The following is a 22,735-nucleotide window of genomic DNA, read 5'->3' as shown; positions in this document are numbered from 1 at the left end:
TCTTCATCTTTAAAACCAACTGCCCGCAGCATAGCTCGATTTGGCGATCGCTGCACCCCTTGCGTCACAACTTGGCTTCTTAAATTCTCCGACATAGTTACATCATCCTCTGACTTCCATGTATGAGTATCATAGATAGCAATTTTTGACATGTCCAATATATATTTATGAGTATTTGAGACTTATAAAATATCAAAACTATGGAACTGCGACACCTGCGCTACTTCATTGCTGTAGCTGAGGAACTACACTTTACTAGAGCCTCAGAGCGACTTCACATCGCTCAACCGCCCTTAAGCCAACAAATTCAGCAGCTAGAAGCATCCCTTGGGGTAGAACTTTTTCAACGCAAAACCAAACGCCAGGTACAGCTAACGGAAGCCGGACAAGTATTTTTGCAAGAAGCTTATCAATTGTTCGCTCAACTATCTAAGGCAATTGATCTGACTCAACGGACAGGTAGGGGTGAGAAAGGACAACTACGAGTAGGTTTCACCAGCTTAGTAACTTACGATTTGCTGCCTGTGATTTTGCGGCGGTTTCGAGAACAGTTTCCAGAGGTAGAGCTAGTATTGCAAGAATTAACGACAACTCAGCAAGAACAAGCGCTATTCAATCGCCGCATCCATGTAGGTTTTGCCCATCCACCTTTAGAAGACAATACTTTCAATCAAGAATGCATTCAGCAAGAAGGACTAATTGTAGCTTTGCTAGAAACTCATTTCTTAGCCAGACAAGAAAATATTTCAGTGCGATCGCTCTTGAGAGAAAATTTTATTATGTTCCCTCGCCATTTGGGCCCCGGACTTTACGATCAAATTCTGAGTCTTTGTCAGCAAGGGAGTTTCAGCCCAAAAGTGACTCAAGAAGCAATCCAAATGCAGACAATTGTCGGGCTAGTGTCAGCAGGAATGGGGATTGCGATCGTACCGTCTTCTTTGCAAAATCTTCAAAGGGCTGGTGTAGTTTATCGCACTTTAGAAGAAAAAACACCATTAGTAAAAACGGCTGTAGTGTGGCGACAAGAGGATATGACACCTGTTTTACGGGAGTTTTTACAAATCGTGAGAAGTGTCTGTGGTTAATTAATCAGTTAAAAAAGCGATCGCCTAACGCTTACAAGAATATGGTAAATATTTTTGTCCAACTACTTATAGAAGCATTGCGATCGTGTTTAATAACTAACTCTTGGATTCCTTGCAGTTTCCATCAGCACAGTATCCCGATTCATAAGTACTAGAACGCTTACCAAATATGGCGTAACGATTATCGCGGATTTGTTCGTAAAAGCGATCGCCTGCCCATTTCATCCCCGGTAAGGCTCGATAAGCATCTACAAATATACTTCCTACTGGCAATAACCGCCCAATTTCTTCTGCGGCATTACTGCCTTGCCAACGTCTTTGAGGTTCATTGCCATCAATTAAAATTATTCCCTGTTCGCAATCTTGGGCTGTAATTCCCCACTGTAAAAGTGTCTGTTCATCTTGCATGGGAGTGTAGCGAAATAACTTTCCCTTGTCTAAGGTTTCTAGCAATTGCACTAAAGGAACGCAGAGATTACAATTTCCGTCGTAGATTACGTAGTAGTTCATGGAAATAACAGCTTTTTGGCAATTGAGTTGTCGGATCTGTTTAAACACAACTTTGGTATTCTAGCTTAGAAAACCGTAGCGATCGCTCTTGCCTCACTAAAGTAATACGATTCATCTTCATATACTTAAGATTTTTGAAAGTGTCTGTAGGGTTCGTTAGACGGAACGTCGTAACGCACCATCAGCTTGGGATGGTGCGTTAGCGTAGTGTACCTGGCATAAAGTTGTGGATTAGCGACAAAGCAGAAAATACTGATTTATAGCACAAGCCTTGGTGGTTAGGACATCAACAGATGATGAAATTTAGACACAAAAAGACTTTTCACCCAGTCCCCAGTCCCTTGCCATATCTCAATTTTCTCTAAAATCTATTGCAACATTTTACCCTTACCGCGCCACTACACATATTTCAAAAATCAAATACTAGTCCTAATTCTGAAGTGTTAAATTTTCTAACTACCTTCTCGTGCTAAATTATTAAAGCTTGGAGTTGGGAAACTCCGGTGAAATTCCGGGACTGTGCCGCAGCTGTGATGGGATCGCCCAAGTCAGAATGCCAACTTTCAAGATGTCATCAAGACACAATCACCGTCTACTCCCTGCGTCGCACGGGGAAGGAGTTCTAAATTTGCTTTCTGGATTTGCCACTTGTCCTGGCTTGTTTTATACTACACCCGCCGCCGATGGGATATTATCTCGCATTAGAATACCAGGTGGAATTATTAGTACTCAGCAGTGCCATGCGATCGCAGACATAGCAGAACAGTCCGGTGGCGGCTATGTGGATGTGACTAATCGAGCTAACCTACAAGTCCGCGAAATCCGCACGGGGATAAATGCCGAGGTTTTGAAGCACTTACAGCTTATGGGATTGGGTTCTCACAATTCTGTTGTAGACCATATCCGTAATATTATGACCAGCCCAACTGCTGGTATCGATCCGCAAGAATTAATCGACACTCGCCCTTTTGTCGAAGATTGGGATAATTATATTACCGCACATCCAGCGCTTTCAGGACTATCGGCAAAATTTAGCGTTTGCTTTGATGGTGGTGGAATAATTCGCGTGTGCGATCGCTTAAATGATATTCTATTTGCTGCTGTCTTAGTCAATGCTGATGTTTACTTCCGCCTTTATCTCAGTGTCGGCGCAAAGGGCCAACCGCCTAGCGATATGGGAATTTTGTTAACACCACAGCAATGTTTACCTGTCTTGGCAGCTTTGGCAGAGGTCTATCTAGTTTATACTAATACTACAAATAAGCGTCGGCTACGTCTCTTAGAGTTATTAAACACTTTGGGTTGTGAAAATTATCTCCAAGAAGTTCAGCAACGTTTACCTTTCCCGCTTTTGGACGGTGAAACGGGAAAATACTTAACCCCCCAACCCCTAAAGGAATTCTCTACTATTTTGCAAGGAGAGGGCAAGTATCAGCATATTGGTATCCATCCCCAACGTCAGCGAGGCTTATTTTATATTGGTATCGTATTACCTCTGGGACGATTGGAAAGTACACAAATGAAGGGTTTAGCAGATTTGGCAGCAAAATATGGTAGCGGCACTCTTCGGTTAACTCCCTGGCAAAATTTGCTGATTGCAGACATTCCTCAGCAATGGGTTGATGATGTCCAAAGTGAAATTGCTTTTTTAGGATTAGATTTCTCTGCAACTAACATCAAGAGTGCATTGGTTGCCTGTTCGGGAAACAGGGGTTGTGCTTCTTCTGCTACGGACACTAAAAGTCATGCGTTGGCATTAGCTGAGTATCTGGAAACTCGCCTTACTCTGGATTGCCCAGTTAATATCCACTTCAGTGGCTGCGAAAAATCCTGCGCCCACCATAGCAAGAGTGATATTACTCTGCTCGGTGTCAACTTTGAGGCTGACGGTGGAATTGTAGAAGGCTATCACGTTTATGTTGGTGACGGCAAGCAGAAATTTGGACGGGAAATATATCAATATGTGACTTTTACCGAACTACCTGCATTAATAGAGCGGATGCTATATGTATATAAAATTCAACGTTTAAATCCCAATGAATCTTTTGGGGAATTTAGCAATAGATGTGCGATCGCTCAATTACAACTCTGATTCAATAAACACTTAGGTTCCCTTCTCAAGTCAATCCAAAATCTAAAATCCCAAATCGAATGCCCGACTACATCCGAGATGCCAACGAAATTTACCGTAATTCTTTTGCAATCATCCGGTCAGAAGCGAATTTAGATGTACTGCCACCAGATGTAGCGAAAGTTGCTGTGCGTCTCATTCATGCCTGTGGGATGACGGATATTGTTACTGACTTGGGATATTCACCAACAGCAGTACAATCTGCAAGGGCAGCCCTAGCAGAGGGAGCGCCAATTCTATGCGATTGCCGGATGGTTGCCGATGGCGTTACCAGACGACGGTTATCTGCAAACAATCAAGTTATCTGTACCCTCAACGAGCCGGAAGTGCCAGAAATTGCTAAAAAGATGGGTACTACAAGGTCGGCGGCAGCTTTGGAATTATGGCGATCGCACCTGGAGGGATCGGTAATCGCAATTGGGAATGCACCCACAGCACTATTTAGACTGTTAGAAATGCTCGATGAAGGAGCTACTAAACCTGCGATTATTTTAGGCTTCCCAGTTGGATTTGTCGGTGCAGCCGAATCGAAAGCAGCATTGGCGGCAGATAGCAGAAATGTACCATTTTTAACCTTACATGGTCGGCGCGGTGGAAGTGCGATCGCAGCAGCAGCAGTTAACGCCCTGGCAACGGAGGAAGAATGAATATGAAACCTAAAGGTCGTCTCTATGGAATAGGTGTTGGCCCAGGCGATCCAGAACTATTAACTTTGAAAGCGCTGCGGCTGTTACGTGCGGCTCCTGTAGTAGCTTATCAATCAGCCATAGGTAAAGAAAGTATTGCTAGAGCGATCGTGGCGCAATATCTTCCTGGTAATCAAATCGAGGTGTTATTTCATCTCCCCCGCGCTTTGGAACCAGAAAAGGCCAAGTCTATTTACGATAAAGAAATTGAACCAATCGCCGAACATTTAGCAGCAGGTCGAGATGTGGTGGTGTTGTGCGAGGGCGATCCATTTTTCTATGGCTCGTTCATGTACCTGTTCACACGATTATCTGACCAGTACCAAACAGAAGTTGTCCCCGGAGTTTCCTCGCTGATGGCTTGTCCGGGAGCTTTGGGTGTACCTTTCACTTACTACACCGATATTCTCACAGTCTTACCCGCCCCATTGCCAGCAGAAGAACTAACTACACATCTGTTGATAACTGATGCAGCAGCAATTATGAAACTAGGTCGTCACTTTACCAAAGTACGGGATATTCTGCATAAATTAGGGCTAGCATCACGAGCAAGATATATTGAGCGGGCATCAACGTCACAGCAACGAATTATACCCCTGGATGAAGTCGATCCAGATAAAGTACCCTATTTCTCAATGATTGTAATCCCAACTAAGAATCGATTGTAAAATTTTCTGCTCCCCTGCTCCCTCATACCCGGATTTCTCACCACATCTCTTAAAACCTTGTGCAGGGGAGGCAGGGGAGCAGGGGAGCAGGGGAGGCAGGGGAGGCAGGGGAGGCAGGGGGAGCAGGGGGAGCAGGGGGAGCAGAGGAGCAGAGGAGCAGAGGAGCAGAGGAGAGTTCAAATACCAAGTTCTTTCCCCTCTGCCCATCCTTCCCCTCAAGCTTGTGAGAAATGCGAGTATTAGTTTTTTCTTCCCTTGCTTCCCCTGCTTCCCCTGCCTCCCCTGCCCCTCTGCCCATCCTTCGCCTCAAGCTTGTGAGAAATGCGAGTATTAGTTTTTTCTTCCCCTGCCTCCCCTGCCTCCCCTGCTTCCCCTGCCTCCCCTGCTTCCCCTGCCTCCCCTGCCTCCCCTGCCCCTCTGCCCATCCTTCCCCTCAAGCTTGTGAGAAATGCGGGTCATAGCCCTGCAAACCACTCATATCCTTGATCCTCCCAATAACCTTTAAGAGGTAACAAATTGCTGACAAATGTAATTTGAGTTACCCACTTGCTTTGTTTGTAGCCCAGTTTAACTGGGGATGCTAGACGCATAGGCGCACCATTATCAACTGATAAAGGTTGTCCATTCTTTTGATAAGCCATCAGGGTTTGCGGATGGACAGCAGAGGCAAGATCCCAGCTTTCATAATAGCCATCAGCAGATTTAAAGTAGACATAGCGGACATTTGACTTAGGCTGTACCAGCGCTACCAAGTCTCGCAATCGCACACCTCCCCATTGAACGATCGCAGCCCAGCCTTCAACACAGACATGGCGAATTACCATTGAAGTTAAGGGAAGTTTTTCAATATCTGCCATACTCAATTGCATCGGGTTGCTAACCTCGCCATCAATCTTCAGGCGAAACTGTGCCGGATCGATTTGCGGCGTGAAGTCAAAGGTATTAACCAGCAATTTGTCTGTTTCTATGGCACTTACAGCAAATTCTGGAACTGGTTTCTGACTTAACAGGAGTGCTTCCAGACGTTGGTTTATTGGCTCAGATATTTGCCGCAGATTATCTGAGAACAAATTTGTCCCACAACCACCTAAAAGAAAGCCTACCCCTGAAAGTCCAGATACTTGCAGTAATCGACGACGGGATAGGGTGCGTTTGGGAAGAATCAGACTCATAAGACCTCTACAGGAACATAGACTTAACTAGACGGATGCTTCCTACCTTCAGGGCAAGTAAGGAATGAGCAATTGTAAACAGTATGACTGTAGGAACAGTAATAAAGTGAACAGTGCGGAGAGTTTGCCAACTACCAAACAGCCCCGAAAGCCAATGCAGTTGGGCAGGTTTGTACATCGCCAGACCACTCAAGATTGCCAGCAGCAACACGGGAATGATAGCAGTATAAACTAGCCGATGCCATGCGTAATTTTTGCGCTTTGGGTTCTGGCTGACTTGCAATGCTTTTAAATCACCGCCATCGGCAAAGCGACGCTGCCAACGACGAGTTACAAAGATATAGATTCCATACCAAAGTAAGTTTAGCGAAAATAGCCACATAGCAGCAAAATGCCAGTTTCTGCCACCCCCTAGCCAACCTCCCAGCAAGAAAAAGTCAGGAAATTGCCAACCTGCACGCCCACCAAATACTGGATTAGCATTATATATTTGCAATCCGCTACTAATCATCAAGATGAGACTGATGATATTAATCCAGTGAAAGGTCTTTGAGAGGAAAGTCTGATTTGGTGTTGAGCGGGATTTACGTTTAGATGAGATCATAATAATTCATAATTCGTAATTCGTAGTTAAAACTGCATGGATAAATCTATTTTGTATAAAATAAAGATGGTACGCATTTTTTGTTTTCTATAACTAAAACTATTTCCTCTGTCCTTCAATTACGAATTACGAATTATATCGGTTGAGTAGGAAAGAATGGAGCCAACCAAAGTTGTATCTGAACATCCCAACCGAGAAGTATAGCAATTGCTGTCGCTGCGATCGCAACACCACCTACACGCTGCAACACGGTACTATGGGGGCGGAGATTGAGCATTTGTTTACTAAGTGCTCGCCCACCGTAGGCGATCGCTAATAAAGGCAAACCTGCTCCGATTCCATAAACAACCAGCAGCCAAAATGCACCTGCGACTTGATGATTAACTGCCGCTAAGACTAAAATTCCTCCCAAAACTGGCCCAGCACAGGGAGTCCATAAAAGCCCCAACTGAGTCCCTAACCAGAACTCTCCCATAAGTCCGATTCGTGGGGGTTTCTTAGCCCAACTACCGACCGGAATATAAGTAAATATTCGGTAACTCCAGGTAGGGAAAATTGCGAGTAATCCTAAAAATAAAAGAAGTGCGATCGCGCCATTCCGTAATAAATTAGCCAAACCTGTAAACCAGGCTGATGTTACACCGATTAAACTACCTGCCAGTGCAAAACCAGCGATTAATCCCCCCACCAGCGCGACTGGGCCGTAAGTATGGGATTGGAGCGAGCGGCCTAATAACACAGGCAAAATCGGTAAAACACAGGGTGAAAGGACATTCAAAACTCCCCCCAGTAAAGCCAGACTAATTGATAAAGTAGAAGTCGTCATCATTGCTTCTACCCCAATAGCTGGCGGATAGTTTGCTCTATTTTTTCGTATGCCCCTTCACCAATATGGTCATATTGTATTAAACCTTGGCGATCGGCTAAAAACATATGGGGCCAATACTGATTTTCGTAGGCGTTCCAAGTTTTATATTCGTTATCCACTGGAACCGGATAAGTTATTTGGTGTTTTTGTAACGCCTTTTTTATATTGTTTGGATCTCGCTCAAAAGCAAACTCTGGTGTGTGGATACCAATCACCTTGAGTCCCTGCGCCTCATACTGCCGATGCCATTTAGTAATGTAGGGCAGGGTACGCTGACAGTTAATACAAGCAAAAGTCCAAAACTGGATCAAAACAACACTGCCTTTGAGATCGGCGATCGCCAAAGGAGTAGAATTAAGCCACTGACTAATACCCTGAAATTCTGGAAAACTCTTACCTGCGGGAGTTTTCACTGCAATAGTTTCCGAGTCTTGCGTATTATTACTTGTTGCCGGATATATAGAAGGGGCATTCACTTTTCTGAAGTTGGAAAGTGTTGTAGCCGCACCGATTCCGACAACCCCTAAGCCAATATAAAAAAGTAACTGACGACGGTGAAGCAGGTTGTGATTCATCAGAATTTATCCTGTTGATGTCAAAGCGCCAAAGTATAGGGATTGGCTTAAGATTTTCCTGGTAATACCAATTCTCTGTGAAGCTGCACATTATTTTTACCCCTCCCAGCCTCCCCGATGTCTTGGGGAGGTGCCGCAGGCGGTGGGGTTCTTTCTATGCGTGCTTTATATAGAAATGGTATAAGCAGCCCCTAATCTTACAAGAAAAGTGAGATGCAAGGCTGTGGCTAGGGCTTGGTGGAAGCCGGGGATTGCTTCATAGCATCGCCAGCTTTGTCTTTGCTCATCGCACCACCAGCCTTATCTTTACCCATCGCATCTTTACCCATCGCACCGCCAGCTTTATCTTTCCCCATCGCATCTTTGCCCATAGCACCGCCAGCTTTGTCTTTCCCCATCGCATCTTTACCCATCGCACCGCCAGCTTTGTCTTTCCCCATCGCATCTTTGCCCATTGCATCTTTGCCCATTGCATCGCCAGCTTTATCTTTGCTCATCGCAGGAGAGGCTTCAGGGGCAATTTGATTGTTGCTTGCAGGACTGCTAGAGCAAGCAGTGAGACTGGCGGTTAAACTTAAACCAGCAATTAAACAAAGTATTTTCCAGTTCATATTTTTCGTCCTTTGGATAGTTCTTTTTGTATTGATTGACTCAAGGAAATTAAGCTATAGCACATTATTAAAGGCTGTTGAGGTAAAAAAGATGCTTTTTTTATAGAGGATTTCATCAAACTTTTGGTACTGACATTTGATTTATCCCGAACATCCAAAGTATCTCTATGAGGACTGAGAGCTTATTGAAACTAAGCCATGATTTTCATAAATTTATCCCTTGAGAAAATTCAGTTAATTCTCAGCATTTTCTCAGGTATTTATGGTAGTTCAAAGCAGAACCTAATTTAGGTATGTATTATTTCAGCAAAACCTCATGCTGAAGTGCATGAGCTATCTGAATTTTAGAACATGCAAAAATTGGCGCTTAAGACTTGATATAAAATATCTACGGCAGCAAGCTACACAACCAAATTTTCTTTTGTAATATTTTGTTAGTGAAGAATATCTGCGCTTTAAATCCTAATACTAATTTATGGGCAACAGAGAAACAAAGCGACTTTTAGAAAATTTTAGAAATCTATATAAATCTGACCATCATGCCAGCGCTAACTAGCGATTAGGGTGGGTAACATTGCCCACCCTTACACTCTAACTTGCTACTGCTTCAGCAGGGGCTGCCTCAACAGCAGTTATAGGTAAATAAACACTAACTTTTTTACGGGTTTTGCCTTTTCTTTCAAACATTACAACACCGTCGATTAAGGCAAACAGAGTATCATCGCTACCAATACCGACGTTATTACCAGGGTGGAATTTAGTACCGCGCTGACGCACGAGAATGTTTCCTGCACGCACAACTTGACCGCCATAACGCTTGACACCCAAACGTTGAGCGTTAGAATCACGACCGTTACGTGTACTACCTGTTCCTTTCTTATGAGCCATGATTTCCTCTTTTTCTTTTGTATCTACTTCTTTTTATTATTCAGCAGCGACTTCAACTTCTTCAGCAGGAGTGTCATTTGCAACGGGAACTTCCTTCTCCGTTTCTCCTTGGGCAACAAACACTTCACCGTTAAGGGTGATGGAGTCAATCATCAGTCTGGTAATTTCTTGACGATGCCCCCGCTTTTTGCGGGTTTTCTTTTTCGGCTTCATCTTGTATACCAAGACTTTACGACCTCTGTAATGTCGCATTACAGTCCCTTCTACAGTCGCACCTGTCACTAGTGGCTGGCCAATGCTGACTTCGCCATCGTGCTGTACGAGTAATACGGAGTCTATTGTAACTTTTTCATCGGGTTCGGTAGGAAGCAGTTCAATATCATAAAACCGCCCTGGCTCTACTCGTATTTGTTTGCCGCCAGTTTCAATAATTGCGTAGGTCATTAAATTGTCCTTGAGGTTGCCGTACAGGTAGCTGGTTTTTATCTCCTGTAGAGAGGCTTTTGCCAGCTTTTGTAATATGTCTACCTGATCCGAGCAGGAATTAGACAGACAACCTAATATCCTATTTTATTCACAGGTGGTTAGTCAAGCTTTTATTTACCAAAATTCGTGATGGCGATCGCTTACCAAAAATCAGAATTCATGCTTATTGGTTCAATAATGCTTCCATCTTAGGGCTGACTTTTATAAACTAGTAGAAATATTTTAGATTCAAACTTATAGTTTCTTGTCAATATCCACACATTTTTCTGCTTTGTTTTAAGATTAAATTTACAGGCTTAATCTAATAGTTCTTTACAGAATTTAGTGAATAGACAAAAATCAAATTCATACATTCAAACCTGATATTCAAGACAGGAGATGGATTCTCATGACACAGCAAAATGCCACCCGACTTTTTCAAGCCGTAAAACAAGATCAAGCATTACAGCAAAGACTCAAAGCAACAGCCGATCCAGAAGCCTTCGTTAAGATTGCTAAAGAGCGTGGCTATGACTTTACAGTTGATGAACTAGAAAATGAAATCAACAATTTATCTGAAGAAGATTTAGCTGCGATCGTTAATCCAGGATGGGGAACTAGACGGCACCTTAATCCTAGATAATTTCTATTTTAGGAAACTGAAAGTATCGGAACAACTGAATTAACAAGTTTTGCTCCTCAAGGGATACCGTTGCATCATCTCCTTGAGGAGTATTTATTAAACTAAGCAACTCTGCTTCCCATCTTCTCACCTACTTAACTCATGAGTTAGGATGGCTATATTTTAATCAGGTGATATGGAAAGAATAGAAGTTGAGCAAAGAACCATTTTAATTGGTTTGGTGGGTAGCCACGGCTATGGCTTAAATCGCCCTGATTCAGACTTTGATCATCGGGGAGTATTTATCGCCCCCAAAAGATACTACTTGGGATTCGATCGCATAGAGCAAAAAGACACTGGTTGGGATGAACCAGGAATATTTCCATTCATTGATGGAAACAAAGACACAGTTATATATGAATTAAGAAAAATCCTCCAGTTATTAGCGGGTGCAAATCCCAATGTTTTAGAATTGCTCTGGTTAAATAACTATCCTTTTGTCAACGCAGTTGGACAGCATTTAATTAATCATAAGCAGGTATTTTTGAGCAAAAAGGTAAAACATACTTACACTGGTTATGCCTTTGCTCAAATCAAAAAGATGGAAACTCATCGTAAATGGTTATTAAAGCCACCGCAAAAAAAACCAATACCATCTGACTTTGCCATAGAAGACGAAGCACCTCTGGGCAAAGATGAGCTAAATGCTTTTCTGGAGTATCTTTATAACTTAATCAGAGGACGGATTGAGTTTTTAGAACAAGCAGAGCAATTATACCAATTGTTAACAGCAGATATTGATTTTAAAGGAGTGTTAAAACAATATGCTTTGCCTGATGAAACTTTAGAATATACTCAAAATTTAACTAATAGCCGTAAAGATTTTATCCGTCTGCTTCAGAAAAGCCAAAGTTATCAAATAGCTTTAAGAGAATGGAAAGCTTACTTATCTTGGCAGGAAAATAGAAATCCAGCTAGGGCACAAATGGAAAGACAGTCGGGTTTTGACCTTAAACATGGGATGCACTGCATTAGATTGTTACGCAGTGGAGTAGAAATATTGCGGCAAGGTGAAGTGATTGTAGATAGAAGAATAGCTGGTGATGTTGAGGATTTAAAAGCTATTTTAAAAGGTGAGTATTCTTATGAGCAAGTGATGAAAATGGCAGAAGATTTAGTTGCTGAAATGGAAGTTGTTTACGAACAGTCTGCTCTACCTCATAAACCTGAATTAGAGCAAATTAATGAGTTGTGTATGGAATTGGTAGAAATGCAGAATTGGTAAATTAAAAAGTGAGAGGATGTTTGAAAAGTCTTCTTGTCGGTATCAAAAGTTCTAGATCCCCCTAAATCCACGCCACATGCTCCACTTGGGGGTTTCCCCCATGAGCGACTGGCGTGGGTTAGGGGGGATCTAAAAGTGTCTAAAGTCACAGTGAAAAACTTGTTCATTCAACCTCTGAAGTGTTGGGAATTAGGAGTCTTTGATTCTGACATTTTTTAACCTGAAAATTAGGAAAGGGAAAATAATTCCCAATTCTCTCCCTTTCCTTAAAAGCTACTTCCTTTCTGGATGCGCTGCATTCTCTGGTGAAGGATTACCCTTCTGATTAATTGTGGCAATCATCTGATACAAGCGCCCCAAGTCGCGTTGATTGAAGTACAAAATGAGGCGAGGTAGTTCAGCAGTTTCATCTTGTGCTTCTTGAGGTAAAGCCTGACTTTTTTCAATCTGTCCTTTAATAATAATGTCACTGAAATCTTCATTGAGTTGCTTTACAAGAGCATCTGATATATCTGTCTTCAAGCGAATAACTAACTGATTGCTGACATAGCGACAGGAGTGATAAACCTGGTAAAAACGAGTAATGGCATCACAAGCGACATCCAGGTTATCTGTTACCGTGTAAAGGCTGGGGTCTTCACGACTGACAAGACCATTTTGCATTAATTGTTTATCAATATATTCGCTCCAAGAGCGCCAATAATCACCACCAGGGCGATCAATTAAAACCAGAGGTACTGGGCCAAATTTACCATTCTGGGTTAATGTCATACATTCAAAAGCTTCATCTTGAGTACCAAAGCCTCCCGGAAATAAGGCTATAGCATCACTTTCTTTGAGGAGAAACAGTTTGCGGGTAAAGAAATATTTGAAGTTAATTAGCTTGGGATCGCCCTCTATGAAAGGGTTTGCTTCCTGTTCAAAGGGTAACTGAATGTTTAATCCAAAGGAATTTTCTCGCCCAGCGCCTTCGTTACCCGCCTGCATAATCCCACCGCCGCCGCCGGTCATCACCATAAATCCTAATTGAGAAATAGTACGAGCAAACTCAAGGGCCATTTGGTACTCTGGTGTATCTGGTGCTAGACGAGCAGAACCGAAGATGGTGACTTTGCGAACGTGTCGGTAATCATAAAACAACTGGAAACCGCGTTCCATATCTGCTAATGCAGCCGACAAGATTTTCCAGTCAAGACGCTCAATCTCGGTATCAGCTAGACGAATAATAGTGGCAAGTGCTTGCTGAATAAGTTGCCGATTTTTTAATGTCGGTAAACGAGCGATCAATTCAGCGATATCCGCCTGTAAAGACTCTAATGTGTCAAATGACGCAGATGAAGTCATGAGAACTGCTGCAACAATGGCATTATATTCTACGTGAATGGCTCACACTCTAGCAAGCGGGATATAACCCTGTGATGTAGAGTTAGAACTCTCCGAACTTAGCGCTTTAAGCTCTTCTCTCTATGTTCTCTGTGTCTGGAGTGGTTTGTTTATTTGGATATTTGATAAGCTTTAACAAAATAACAGTTAAAAAATCTAACAATTTTAGTAAACATACTCACTACATTTGCCACCCTTGTATTTTTAGGTGAATGTAGTTTTTTAGGTATTTGTAAAGTGTTGGGGAGTCTAGCAGATGAAGATATTGGTACTGAGTTGGGAGTTTCCGCCCAGGATTGTTGGGGGAATTGCACGGCATGTAGCGGAGTTGTACCCAGAACTGGTAAAGCTAGGGCATGAAGTCCACCTGATTACAGCTGAATTTGGTGAGGCATCAATGTATGAGGTGGTTGAGGGAGTAAAGGTACATCGCGTGCCAGTGGCACATAGTAACGACTTTTTCCACTGGGTAGTCAATCTCAACCTGAGTATGGGAGATCACGGTGGTAAGTTGATTTTAGAGGAAGGGCCGTTTGATTTAATTCATGCCCATGATTGGTTAGTAGGAGATGCTGCGATCGCTCTCAAGCATAGTCTCAAAATACCACTAGTTGCTACAATTCACGCTACAGAATACGGACGTTATAACGGTATTCACACAGACATCCAAGGCTATATAAATGGTAAAGAAAACTTCCTGGCTTTCAACGCTTGGCGGATTATCGTTTGTAGCGATTATATGCGCCAAGAAATAGAACGAGCATTACACAGTCCTTGGGATAAAATCGATGTCATTTATAACGGTATCCGAGCCGAAAAGAAACAGCATCACGTAGATTTTCATGCATTGGATTTTCGCCGCCAATTTGCTACAGATAATGAGAAAATCGTTTATTACCTTGGTCGCATGACCTACGAAAAGGGTGTACCGATATTACTCAATGCTGCACCCAAGATCCTTTACCAAATGGGAGGTAATGTTAAATTTGTCGTCGTTGGTGGCGGGAATACTGACCATCTCAAGCGCCAAGCCTGGAATTTGGGAATTTGGGATCATTGCTATTTTACCGGTTTTCTCTCCGATGATTACTTAGATAAATTCCAAACTGTCGCTGATTGTGCCGTGTTTCCCAGCCTTTACGAACCCTTTGGGATTGTCGCTTTAGAAAGCTTTGCTTCCCGTGTCCCTGTAGTGGTTTCTGATACTGGTGGTTTTCCAGAAGTGGTGCAACATACCAAAACAGGTATTGTGACTTGGGCGAACAATCCCGATTCTTTAGCTTGGGGAATTTTGGAAGTTTTGAAAAATCCAGGTTATCGGCAATGGCTTGTGGATAACGCTTATGAGGATTTAGAGCGCCGCTTTAGTTGGCCGAAATTAGCTAGGCAAACTGAAAAAGTGTATGAGCGAGTTGTGCAGGAGCGATCGCAAATTCTTTGGTAATCAATCAAGTATACTGTTTATATCTGACATTATGTATCCCCAATGTCAGTGAATAAACGTAAATTTGGGTTAAACTTGCATAAAATCCTAATTAACTGTTGATAAATCCACAATGGGCACTGCTGTAATTTCTTCAACAGTGCAAATTTAGTCTGGTTTTGGCGTTGCTTAATTGCAGTATGTATCAATCCAGATGATAGAGACAGGATAGTTCACACCTCTACAAAGGTTTTGAAATCAAACTGAATCAGCAACGCCAAACTTTACTATTCAGTCATCTCCTAGAGATAAATTTAATTTATGGCGATCTCAACCGAACTAAGTGTTAACTCAGGTACGTCTCCGATCAAAGCCTCTACCCGTACTGGAATGGGGGCTATTCCCTACGAAGGAGGAACAACCTTTCGGGTTTGGGCGCCATTTGCTTCAGCAGTTTACGTGGCTGGAGATTTTAATAACAACTCTACAACCGAAAATCCCCTAGCCTCTGAAAACAATGGACACTGGTCTGTGGATGTTCTTGAAGCTAAAGAAGGTCAAAAGTACCGCTATGTGATTCAAGGCGATTTCATTCCTGCTGATTCTGTGTGGTGGCGTACCGATCCCTACTGCAAACATGTCCTCGACAATGACGGTGCAGATGGTGTAATTGTCGCAGATAAGTTTGACTGGGGAAGCGATACCTTCAAGATGCCACCCTGGAATGAATTGGTAATTTATGAGTTGCATGTAGCTTCTTTTAATAGAACCGAGAAGAAGCCCGGAGATTTCGGTTCAATTATCGAAAAACTAGGCATTTTAAAAGACTTAGGCATCAATGCCATTGAACTGATGCCGATTTTTGGTTTCCCAGGAGAATACTCTCTTGGCTATAACCCTGCTTTCCCCTTTGATATAGAAAGTAATTATGGCGATCCTGGTGAATTTAAAAACTTTGTCAAAAAAGCCCATGAATTTGGCATAGCCGTCATTCTCGATGTAGTTTATAACCATTTTGGTGATAAAGAACTAGATTACTCTCTACGACGGTTTGATGGTTGGAATCAAAATAACGGAGATGGTATCTATTTCTACAACGATCAACGTGTACAAACTGGTTTTGGCCCTCGCCCAGACTACGGCCGGACTGAAGTGCGGCAATATATCCGTGATAATGCTTTGATGTGGCTGGAAGAATATCACATAGACGGTTTACGGTTTGATTCCACTGTCAATATTCGTAATATTTACGGCAAAAACAACGAGCCGGCAAATGATATTCCTGAAGGTTGGAGTTTGATGCAACGGATCAACAATGAAATAAATAGCAAGATGCCGTGGAAGATTACCATTGCCGAAGACTTGCAAAATAACGAATGGATTAACCGTAGTACAGGAGCCGGGGGAGCCGGATTTGATTCTCAGTGGGGTAGTTTCTTTTATTATCCGATTTTTGAAGCGGTGGTGGCTCCCAGTGATAGCGCCCGTAATATGTACAGCGTTCGGGACGCAATTTTGCAAAGGTTTGACACTGATGCTTGGAAGCGAGTTATCTACAGCGAAAACCATGATGAAGTAGCGGATATTAACCACAAAGTCCGTCTCCCGGAAGCAATTTGGCGTGGGAATGCAGATAGTTGGTTTGCCCGCAAACGTTCTACCTTAGCAGCAGCTCTGGTTTTTACATCTCCTGGAATCCCGATGATTTTTCAAGGTCAGGAATTTCTGGAATGGGGAAGTTGGAAAGATTCTGGCACTTTAGATTGGAGCAAGAAAGATAAATTTAGTGGTATTTGGAATCTTTATCAGTCGCTAATTCGTTTACGCCGCAACTGGAATAACAATACCAGAGGTTTGCAGGGACAGCATGTAAATGTACATCATGTCAATAATAACGACAAAGTTATTGCTTTCCATCGTTGGGACAACGGCGGGATAGGGGATGATGTAGTTGTGATTGTGAATATGGGCGATCGCTCCTACGATAGCTATAGTCTGGGCTTTCCTCGTGGCGGAACTTGGAAGGTAAGATTTAATAGCGACTGGAATGGCTACAGCCCAGATTTTGGCAACCATCTTGGTTATGACACCTTTGCCGATCGCAATGACTCTGATGGAATGCCCTTCCGTGCCAATATTGGTATTGGCCCTTACAGCGTCTTGATTCTCTCTCAATAACAAGACTTACACAAAACTACATACGCTCTGGGGCAATTCTTAAACAATTCGTAATTCATAATTTGTAATTACGAATTACGAATTACAAATTACGAATTACGATAAATTGTCCCTACTTGAGAATAGGGGTTCTGGCTAAAGTTTTGCGTAAGTTCTGTGAGGAATACAGTCATGAAAGCGATCGTCATCCATGAAAGAGGAGATGCAGAAGTCCTGCACTACGAAACCTTTCCGACACCGAAACCGATCGCCAATGAGGTTTTAGTCAAGGTTCATGCTGCTACGGTAAATCACACAGATATATTTCACCGTTCAGGAAGGTTTTTTATTCAAAAAAGTTTGCCCCATATTTTGGGTATGGATGTAGCGGGGGAAATCGTAGAATTGGGTGCAGGGGTAAGAGATTGGCAAATAGGCGATCGCATAGTTGCCACTTTTGAAGCCTTGGGAAGAGAAAGAAATGGTGCTTATGCCGAATACACCACCCTCCCAACCAACCAACTCCACCGTATTCCCGATGGACTGAGTTATATTGATGCTGCCAGCATTGGTTTAGCTTTCACAACTGCTTGGATTGCCCTATTTTATAACGGTGTGCTAAAACAGGCAGAGCGAATTGTGATTCATGCAGCATCTAGTGGAGTAGGAACCTCTGCAATTCAAATTGCTCGTTGGCAGAATGCCCAAGCGATCGCCATCAGTGACAAAAACAAGGCAGAGCGATTACACCAACTGGGAGCCGATTTTGTCCTCGATCGCCACTCTCCTGACTTAGTAGAGCAGGTGATAGAGATAACCGAGGGACAAGGCGCTAGCCTCGTCCTTGACTTAGTAGGACGGACAACATTGCGATCGTCTATTAGTATGCTGGCAAACAAAGGACGGATTGTTTGTGCTGGGACTCTCAGTGGTGATGTGGCAGAAATTAATGTTATGGATCTACTGATGAAAAACGCCAGCATTCACGGTTCATTCGATCTGATTCAACCGCAAGATTTCGACCAAATTTTGCAACACTTCGCCAGCGGAATATTTCAACCTGTGATTGACTCCGTTTTGCCCCTACAAAAAGCAAGTGCTGCCCACAAGCGAATTGAGGAAAAACAGGCATTTGGTAAAATTATCCTCGTGCCTGATGCAGAATATCACGGTTGAAGAAGAATTCAGAAGAAAGACCAGCAAATCTATGATTTACTAGGAGTCTTGAACCCATTTATTCAGACGTTCGCAGACTTGCTATCCGTCAGTCATACAGAATACATTCTTCATTCTGACTCCTGAATTCTGTTTTGATAAAACTTAAGGATTTTTTCGGAAATTGTTAGTCAATTTTCCGGAAAGATTAAAGTTATCATTGTTTCCATAAACACAACTTTTTGTGTAGTCCAGCAAAGCAAGCTTGGATTGATTTTCAAATGCTAATTGCTGCTATTTGTTGTGATTGAATTTGGTCGATATTTATCTATCAGGAGAAAAATAATGGCTATTGAAATCTTGCAAACAGATGACCAATACGTACTAAACCACTGCACTAAATTTCTCGCCAGAGATAATACAGATCCTCGCCATAACTTTGGGCAATTGACTGACAACGATCCTCGGTCTCGGATTGCTGAACCTTGGCGATTTCCGATTATTGATAGTTACAGCGATGGTAGTGATTTTGTTAAGAGTTATTCTTCCAATGTAGTGACTTTCGTATATCAGCAACCAGGAGCAACAGCACCCAAAAATGTTGCTGTGATTGGGACTTTTGCCAACCTTTATGAGCCAATTCCACTCAAGCCAGTCAACTTCGTTGGAGAACCTACAGGATATTATGCTCTATCGATTATCGTACCGAAAGGACAATTTCACACCTACAAATTTATCGTCGATGGACAGGCAATAATAGACCCAGTAAATCCTCAGCGTACCCAGCTTGATAACGGTCAATTATGGTCACGATTTTTTACCCAATTGTGTACTGAGCCGTTAAACTTTGAAGATTGGGAATTTGACATTGTAGCTCGATTAGTAGATCATATTTTGCCTTTCCGAACTAAGGAAGGAGAAAACTTTTTGAACCGTTATTACAATTTTTTGGGTAAACAAGATAAACAGGTGCAATACGCCTATGCTTATCGTCTAGATGAATCAGTAGGAGCAGCAAACTTTATTGACAACATTTTAGCTAGGGAAGAGAATCATCATTTAATTGATTACAAAATTTGCTTAGGTCAAATTAGCCGGATATTACGGCAGCGCAATCCCTACGTTGAGCCAAAAGATGTCTCTAAAGAGTTGTACATCGACCTGTATGACGAAATGGCTACAAACAAAGTCAACGGTTGGAATTATCAACAATATCAAGAACCACTTTTCTTCCTGCAATTACTGCGCCGCCACACATTTACAGGTGCATTTTCTCATCCTAAATATGGTGGAAATGTGGGAGGAACAGGTTGGGCTTATCTATCAGAAAGGCTCACAGATAAGAGCGGCAAAACCTTATTTGATTGGCGCAGAGCGATAGAAGCACCCCTTGGACTTAACAGCGATTATCGAGGCTAATTGATTTTCCCAGGAGAATATATATGCAAACAGAATTTGATGTAGTGATTATTGGTAGTGGCGCTGGAGGTTCCCCCATTGCCTACACTTTAGTGAAGGCTGGGAAATCAGTGCTAATTCTGGAAAAAGGCCCACTATTTCGACCCCAGTATCAGAATCCTCAAGGGTTAAGTGACTTTAAGCGCGATGAATTGTTTGCTGATGGCCCAGAAAAGCGTATCCGCGTTCCTGGAGTTGCGAATCAGAACGAAGCCTTTTATTCTAGCCACGTCGAACCAGATATTAACGACGAGCCACATATCTACCGCGATCCCAACGGACAAGATCGAGCCACAATTGAAGGTTATACAGCCCAAGTAGTGGGCGGCGGTACTCAACTTTATGGTGGCGTTTCCCTGCGGTTCACCCCTACCGATTTACGCCTACAAAGCTTTAATGCTGGACGTAAAGACTTAAAGAATGACCCAAATGGGGATGTGCAAAGAGAAGCGCGTGATTGGCCTGTAACTTATGACGAGCTAGAACCTTACTATGTGAAAGCTGAATACCTTGTAGGTCTTAACGGCACTGCCGAAAACCAGCTGAAGCCTTTTAGTAAAGATAGCTATCAACCGCCCCTAGAACCTAACCCAATTAGCAACTATGCGAAATTTGGTATGGACAAGCTAGGCGAACAATTGGGTAATGGTCAGCCGATTAAGCCCTACCGCACACCTCTGGCGGTGATTACCCGCGATCATCAACCTAGTGGACGCAAAGTTCCCAAAGATCCCGAAACCATCAAAACCAGTTATGTGAACCGCTTTGGCTGTCCTCTGGGTGTGAAATCAAGTACTTGGGTATCTTTACTTAGCCCGATCGCTAACCAACCAAATTTTGAAATTCGGACAAACTGTGTAGTCACCCATCTCGAAAGTGAGGGATCGAAAGTTAGCCGAGTCGTGTACCGCGATCCGAGCGGCAAAACCCGGTTTGTTCAAGGAAAGTTGGTAATCGTCGCTTGTTCTGCCATTGAATCGATTCGGTTGCTGAAGCTATCAGGACAGCTGAGTTCCGAATTCAATCAACGCATCAACCAAAATGATTTATTAGGTAAATACTTCCTTACCCACTGTTTTGGAGGTGCTAGTGCCCTGATGCCCACCCGCAGCGATAAAACCTTAGCTCTTGATGCTGATTGGGCAACCGATGCTTGCGCCACTGACGACTTTCTTAAAAGTAGAGGACTTTGGGCTGGAGGGGCAATCTACAACAATACTTCCGATCAAGCCTTGCCCATCTCTCTGGGACGTACCCACGGTAGCCGGGATTTAGACACACTTTGGAAAGGCTTCATCGAAGATACCAATTTAGCGGCTCAAGGGTTGACGGACTTTTTGGACAACAACATGGGTAGGGGTTTATCCGTCAGCTTTATGGCCAATCAAGTACCCCTGAAGACCAATCGGATTGAACTCCATCCCACAATTAAAGATAAGTGGGGTCGTCCTGTGGCTCACATCATCAAAGAATGGCACAGCCACGACAGATACCTCATGGACACCTTGGCAGAAATGTGCGGCCAGGTTTTGAAACTAGGTGGTAATTCAGTTCCAGGCGAATTCAAATTTGAATTTCAAGGTCAAGGTGGCGTATACCTGGCAGAAAACGCCTTAGCACGGATTGCTAACCATATTCTTGGCGGAGCTAGGTTTGGTACTGACCGCAAAGATTCGGTGCTAGACCGCAATTGCAAAGTTTGGGACTTTGATAACCTTTACGTCACCGATGGCTCATTTATGCCGACATCGGGAGGCGCAAACCCCACGTTGACAATTCAGGCCAATTCTTTTCGGGTAGCTGACGAATTACTTAAGAGGCTTTAACTTTATGGATCCAGCATTTAACGACATTCAAACCAATCCGTGGAACGAGATTTTTAAAGTTGTCTTTTTTCCCGATCGCATTTACCATGCCGAATACCTCAACGCTACCCGCAGCCCCCGTTACCGTTACAACGTGCGAGAGGTTCGCAGCTACTTGGGGATCAATGCTCTGAAGGGAGAGGTATATCTGGATGGAAAGTTCATCAGTAATTTTCTGCGACTGGAATATAGATCCAGTCGTTTAGTAGAGCAAGTACGCGAGAAAAAGCGGCTGCTCAGTAGTGGGGTGATTGCTTGGGTGAAGTTGTTACCCGAAGATGAAAGCAATAAAGGAGAAAGCAGGGTAAAGCTGCACTATTGCCCGTGGATTGATGCTTACGAAGTGGAAATTTGGGAAACCTTAGAAGCTCCTAATACCAGCTACCATGATTTTCAAATTTTGGATCAAATGGGGCGCAATGGCCCAATTACGCGGGTCAAGGCATTTAACCCAGCTTTGCGAGATATCAAAGCACTAAAGCAGATCGAATTGGCATTTCGTGAAAACGATCGCAATTTACCCACTGGCTACCAAATTAGTGATGCTGATGCATGTTGGGATAATGACTATTCGCGATCGCACCAAGAACCCCGGACTCAAGACCCCAGTTCACAGCAAAACACGATTGCAGATCAAAACTACCTAATTAACTTCCAACGCGGTTGGTTCTTACAAGCACCAGACATTCAGCCTGTGCGCTATCGGAATGCAATGATGGATGGCGACAATCCAGACAGAGCAGACGACAACATTATTGATATGCGCTGGATTGTTCAACGAGAACTAGGCGGTTCCAACATCTTCTTTCACGAAGTGACAATTCCTCCCGGCAAAGTGGAAGGCACTCACCAACATATTGGTACAGAAGAATTGTACTACATCACCGAAGGAGAAGGCATTGCTTATATGCGTGTCGGTGACGATCCAGCCACAGACAAATACCCAACTGTAGAACGTCAAGTTATGGGACTGGGGAACCGCGAATTTAAAGAACTCCCGGTGAAATCAGGTAGCATCATTTTTACCAAGAGTGGTGGGATGCATGGCATTCGTAACCCTGGTACAAAACCCCTGAAGTTCGTTGCTTTCTTGTATCACACAATTTAATTTCCGTACCTAATTC

Annotated in this window: 21 protein-coding genes and 1 riboswitch; of the genes, 12 read left to right on the top strand and 9 right to left on the bottom strand. The window is 43.1% G+C overall.

All coding sequences use genetic code 11. The annotated features are described in order from the left end of the window. Nucleotides 1-200: 200 nt before the first annotated feature. Nucleotides 201-1,085, top strand: coding sequence for a LysR family transcriptional regulator (locus tag V7K42_RS10065; RefSeq protein ID WP_334915768.1), 885 nt, complete (start codon nucleotides 201-203; stop codon nucleotides 1,083-1,085). A 96-nt stretch (nucleotides 1,086-1,181) separates the two neighbouring features. Here the strand turns inward: V7K42_RS10065 and V7K42_RS10060 are convergent, their stop codons facing one another. After that, entirely contained in the window at nucleotides 1,182-1,595 is a 414-nt protein-coding gene (locus V7K42_RS10060; protein WP_334915772.1) for a thiol-disulfide oxidoreductase DCC family protein, read from the bottom strand. 476 nt (nucleotides 1,596-2,071) lie between these two features. Further along, nucleotides 2,072-2,162, top strand: a riboswitch (adenosylcobalamin-variant (AdoCbl-variant) riboswitch). A 1-nt stretch (nucleotide 2,163) separates the two neighbouring features. Between V7K42_RS10060 and cobG the strand changes: the two genes are divergently transcribed. From cobG to V7K42_RS10045, 3 genes are read left to right on the top strand one after another with little or no spacing between them, the layout of a single operon-like run. Further along, the gene (gene cobG / locus V7K42_RS10055; protein ID WP_334915766.1) at nucleotides 2,164-3,687 is read left to right on the top strand and encodes a precorrin-3B synthase; all 1,524 of its coding nucleotides are present in this window, start codon (nucleotides 2,164-2,166) and stop codon (nucleotides 3,685-3,687) included. Nucleotides 3,688-3,746: 59 nt separating this feature from the next. Beyond that, nucleotides 3,747-4,373, top strand: a complete 627-nt coding sequence (locus tag V7K42_RS10050) for a precorrin-8X methylmutase (protein ID WP_094329569.1) — start codon at nucleotides 3,747-3,749, stop codon at nucleotides 4,371-4,373. 2 nt (nucleotides 4,374-4,375) lie between these two features. Beyond that, nucleotides 4,376-5,080: a precorrin-2 C(20)-methyltransferase gene (locus V7K42_RS10045; RefSeq protein WP_334915770.1), complete on the top strand. Its 705-nt coding sequence runs from the start codon at nucleotides 4,376-4,378 to the stop codon at nucleotides 5,078-5,080. A 455-nt stretch (nucleotides 5,081-5,535) separates the two neighbouring features. Here V7K42_RS10045 and V7K42_RS10040 read toward each other — a convergent pair whose 3' ends face one another. From V7K42_RS10040 to rplU, 7 genes are all read right to left on the bottom strand, one after another. Then, a complete protein-coding gene (locus tag V7K42_RS10040) occupies nucleotides 5,536-6,252 on the bottom strand; it encodes a molybdopterin-dependent oxidoreductase (RefSeq protein WP_334915764.1) in 717 nt (238 codons plus the stop codon). A gap of 7 nt (nucleotides 6,253-6,259) precedes the next feature. Next, entirely contained in the window at nucleotides 6,260-6,856 is a 597-nt protein-coding gene (locus tag V7K42_RS10035) for a cytochrome b/b6 domain-containing protein (RefSeq protein WP_334915763.1), read from the bottom strand. A gap of 133 nt (nucleotides 6,857-6,989) precedes the next feature. Further along, nucleotides 6,990-7,685 carry a cytochrome c biogenesis CcdA family protein gene (locus V7K42_RS10030; RefSeq protein WP_334915761.1) on the bottom strand — a complete coding sequence of 232 codons (696 nt, stop codon included), beginning with the start codon at nucleotides 7,683-7,685 and terminating at the stop codon, nucleotides 6,990-6,992. Nucleotides 7,686-7,690: 5 nt separating this feature from the next. After that, the gene (locus V7K42_RS10025) at nucleotides 7,691-8,299 is read right to left on the bottom strand and encodes a thioredoxin family protein (protein WP_334915759.1); all 609 of its coding nucleotides are present in this window, start codon (nucleotides 8,297-8,299) and stop codon (nucleotides 7,691-7,693) included. Between the two features lie 227 nt (nucleotides 8,300-8,526). Beyond that, a complete protein-coding gene (locus V7K42_RS10020) occupies nucleotides 8,527-8,910 on the bottom strand; it encodes a hypothetical protein (protein ID WP_334915757.1) in 384 nt (127 codons plus the stop codon). Nucleotides 8,911-9,501: 591 nt separating this feature from the next. Beyond that, nucleotides 9,502-9,798: a 50S ribosomal protein L27 gene (gene rpmA / locus V7K42_RS10015; protein ID WP_069071599.1), complete on the bottom strand. Its 297-nt coding sequence runs from the start codon at nucleotides 9,796-9,798 to the stop codon at nucleotides 9,502-9,504. 36 nt (nucleotides 9,799-9,834) lie between these two features. Further along, the gene (gene rplU, locus V7K42_RS10010) at nucleotides 9,835-10,242 is read right to left on the bottom strand and encodes a 50S ribosomal protein L21 (protein WP_334915755.1); all 408 of its coding nucleotides are present in this window, start codon (nucleotides 10,240-10,242) and stop codon (nucleotides 9,835-9,837) included. A 430-nt stretch (nucleotides 10,243-10,672) separates the two neighbouring features. Here rplU and V7K42_RS10005 point away from each other — a divergent pair, with 430 nt between their 5' ends. Together V7K42_RS10005 and V7K42_RS10000 are read left to right on the top strand one after the other, a co-directional pair. Beyond that, nucleotides 10,673-10,906: a Nif11-like leader peptide family natural product precursor gene (locus V7K42_RS10005; protein WP_334915754.1), complete on the top strand. Its 234-nt coding sequence runs from the start codon at nucleotides 10,673-10,675 to the stop codon at nucleotides 10,904-10,906. A 175-nt stretch (nucleotides 10,907-11,081) separates the two neighbouring features. Next, nucleotides 11,082-12,170: a nucleotidyltransferase domain-containing protein gene (locus V7K42_RS10000; protein WP_334915752.1), complete on the top strand. Its 1,089-nt coding sequence runs from the start codon at nucleotides 11,082-11,084 to the stop codon at nucleotides 12,168-12,170. A gap of 273 nt (nucleotides 12,171-12,443) precedes the next feature. Here the strand turns inward: V7K42_RS10000 and V7K42_RS09995 are convergent, their stop codons facing one another. After that, entirely contained in the window at nucleotides 12,444-13,514 is a 1,071-nt protein-coding gene (locus V7K42_RS09995; RefSeq protein ID WP_334915750.1) for an LOG family protein, read from the bottom strand. A 295-nt stretch (nucleotides 13,515-13,809) separates the two neighbouring features. On the opposite strand from V7K42_RS09995, the gene V7K42_RS09990 reads away from it, so the two are divergent. From V7K42_RS09990 to V7K42_RS09965, 6 genes are all read left to right on the top strand, one after another. After that, nucleotides 13,810-14,997, top strand: a complete 1,188-nt coding sequence (locus V7K42_RS09990) for a glycosyltransferase family 4 protein (protein WP_334915748.1) — start codon at nucleotides 13,810-13,812, stop codon at nucleotides 14,995-14,997. A gap of 300 nt (nucleotides 14,998-15,297) precedes the next feature. After that, nucleotides 15,298-17,154 carry an alpha-amylase family glycosyl hydrolase gene (locus V7K42_RS09985; protein WP_334915746.1) on the top strand — a complete coding sequence of 619 codons (1,857 nt, stop codon included), beginning with the start codon at nucleotides 15,298-15,300 and terminating at the stop codon, nucleotides 17,152-17,154. Between the two features lie 156 nt (nucleotides 17,155-17,310). Further along, nucleotides 17,311-18,309, top strand: a complete 999-nt coding sequence (locus V7K42_RS09980; RefSeq protein WP_334915744.1) for a quinone oxidoreductase family protein — start codon at nucleotides 17,311-17,313, stop codon at nucleotides 18,307-18,309. Nucleotides 18,310-18,633: 324 nt separating this feature from the next. Further along, the gene (locus tag V7K42_RS09975) at nucleotides 18,634-19,707 is read left to right on the top strand and encodes a gluconate 2-dehydrogenase subunit 3 family protein (protein ID WP_334915742.1); all 1,074 of its coding nucleotides are present in this window, start codon (nucleotides 18,634-18,636) and stop codon (nucleotides 19,705-19,707) included. Nucleotides 19,708-19,730: 23 nt separating this feature from the next. Next, a complete protein-coding gene (locus tag V7K42_RS09970; protein WP_334915740.1) occupies nucleotides 19,731-21,572 on the top strand; it encodes a GMC family oxidoreductase in 1,842 nt (613 codons plus the stop codon). Nucleotides 21,573-21,576: 4 nt separating this feature from the next. Further along, nucleotides 21,577-22,719, top strand: coding sequence for a cupin domain-containing protein (locus V7K42_RS09965; protein WP_334915738.1), 1,143 nt, complete (start codon nucleotides 21,577-21,579; stop codon nucleotides 22,717-22,719). Nucleotides 22,720-22,735: the final 16 nt, after the last annotated feature.

Origin of the sequence: Nostoc sp., from assembly GCF_036917455.1 — a bacterium.
Classification (GTDB): domain Bacteria; phylum Cyanobacteriota; class Cyanobacteriia; order Cyanobacteriales; family Nostocaceae; genus Nostoc.
The sequence above is the reverse complement of the archived record's forward strand: the minus strand, read 5'-3'. Positions and strand labels throughout refer to the sequence as shown.

What these genes read in the sequence shown, in the direction of transcription:
- V7K42_RS10065 (WP_334915768.1), top strand. Translation starts at nt 201, where the DNA reads ATGGAACTGCGACACCTGCGCTACTTCATTGCTGTAGCTGAGGAACTA.
- V7K42_RS10060 (WP_334915772.1), bottom strand. Translation starts at nt 1,595, where the DNA reads ATGAACTACTACGTAATCTACGACGGAAATTGTAATCTCTGCGTTCCT.
- cobG (WP_334915766.1), top strand. Translation starts at nt 2,164, where the DNA reads ATGTCATCAAGACACAATCACCGTCTACTCCCTGCGTCGCACGGGGAA.
- V7K42_RS10050 (WP_094329569.1), top strand. Translation starts at nt 3,747, where the DNA reads ATGCCCGACTACATCCGAGATGCCAACGAAATTTACCGTAATTCTTTT.
- V7K42_RS10045 (WP_334915770.1), top strand. Translation starts at nt 4,376, where the DNA reads ATGAAACCTAAAGGTCGTCTCTATGGAATAGGTGTTGGCCCAGGCGAT.
- V7K42_RS10040 (WP_334915764.1), bottom strand. Translation starts at nt 6,252, where the DNA reads ATGAGTCTGATTCTTCCCAAACGCACCCTATCCCGTCGTCGATTACTG.
- V7K42_RS10035 (WP_334915763.1), bottom strand. Translation starts at nt 6,856, where the DNA reads ATGATCTCATCTAAACGTAAATCCCGCTCAACACCAAATCAGACTTTC.
- V7K42_RS10030 (WP_334915761.1), bottom strand. Translation starts at nt 7,685, where the DNA reads ATGATGACGACTTCTACTTTATCAATTAGTCTGGCTTTACTGGGGGGA.
- V7K42_RS10025 (WP_334915759.1), bottom strand. Translation starts at nt 8,299, where the DNA reads ATGAATCACAACCTGCTTCACCGTCGTCAGTTACTTTTTTATATTGGC.
- V7K42_RS10020 (WP_334915757.1), bottom strand. Translation starts at nt 8,910, where the DNA reads ATGAACTGGAAAATACTTTGTTTAATTGCTGGTTTAAGTTTAACCGCC.
- rpmA (WP_069071599.1), bottom strand. Translation starts at nt 9,798, where the DNA reads ATGGCTCATAAGAAAGGAACAGGTAGTACACGTAACGGTCGTGATTCT.
- rplU (WP_334915755.1), bottom strand. Translation starts at nt 10,242, where the DNA reads ATGACCTACGCAATTATTGAAACTGGCGGCAAACAAATACGAGTAGAG.
- V7K42_RS10005 (WP_334915754.1), top strand. Translation starts at nt 10,673, where the DNA reads ATGACACAGCAAAATGCCACCCGACTTTTTCAAGCCGTAAAACAAGAT.
- V7K42_RS10000 (WP_334915752.1), top strand. Translation starts at nt 11,082, where the DNA reads ATGGAAAGAATAGAAGTTGAGCAAAGAACCATTTTAATTGGTTTGGTG.
- V7K42_RS09995 (WP_334915750.1), bottom strand. Translation starts at nt 13,514, where the DNA reads ATGACTTCATCTGCGTCATTTGACACATTAGAGTCTTTACAGGCGGAT.
- V7K42_RS09990 (WP_334915748.1), top strand. Translation starts at nt 13,810, where the DNA reads ATGAAGATATTGGTACTGAGTTGGGAGTTTCCGCCCAGGATTGTTGGG.
- V7K42_RS09985 (WP_334915746.1), top strand. Translation starts at nt 15,298, where the DNA reads ATGGCGATCTCAACCGAACTAAGTGTTAACTCAGGTACGTCTCCGATC.
- V7K42_RS09975 (WP_334915742.1), top strand. Translation starts at nt 18,634, where the DNA reads ATGGCTATTGAAATCTTGCAAACAGATGACCAATACGTACTAAACCAC.
- V7K42_RS09970 (WP_334915740.1), top strand. Translation starts at nt 19,731, where the DNA reads ATGCAAACAGAATTTGATGTAGTGATTATTGGTAGTGGCGCTGGAGGT.
- V7K42_RS09965 (WP_334915738.1), top strand. Translation starts at nt 21,577, where the DNA reads ATGGATCCAGCATTTAACGACATTCAAACCAATCCGTGGAACGAGATT.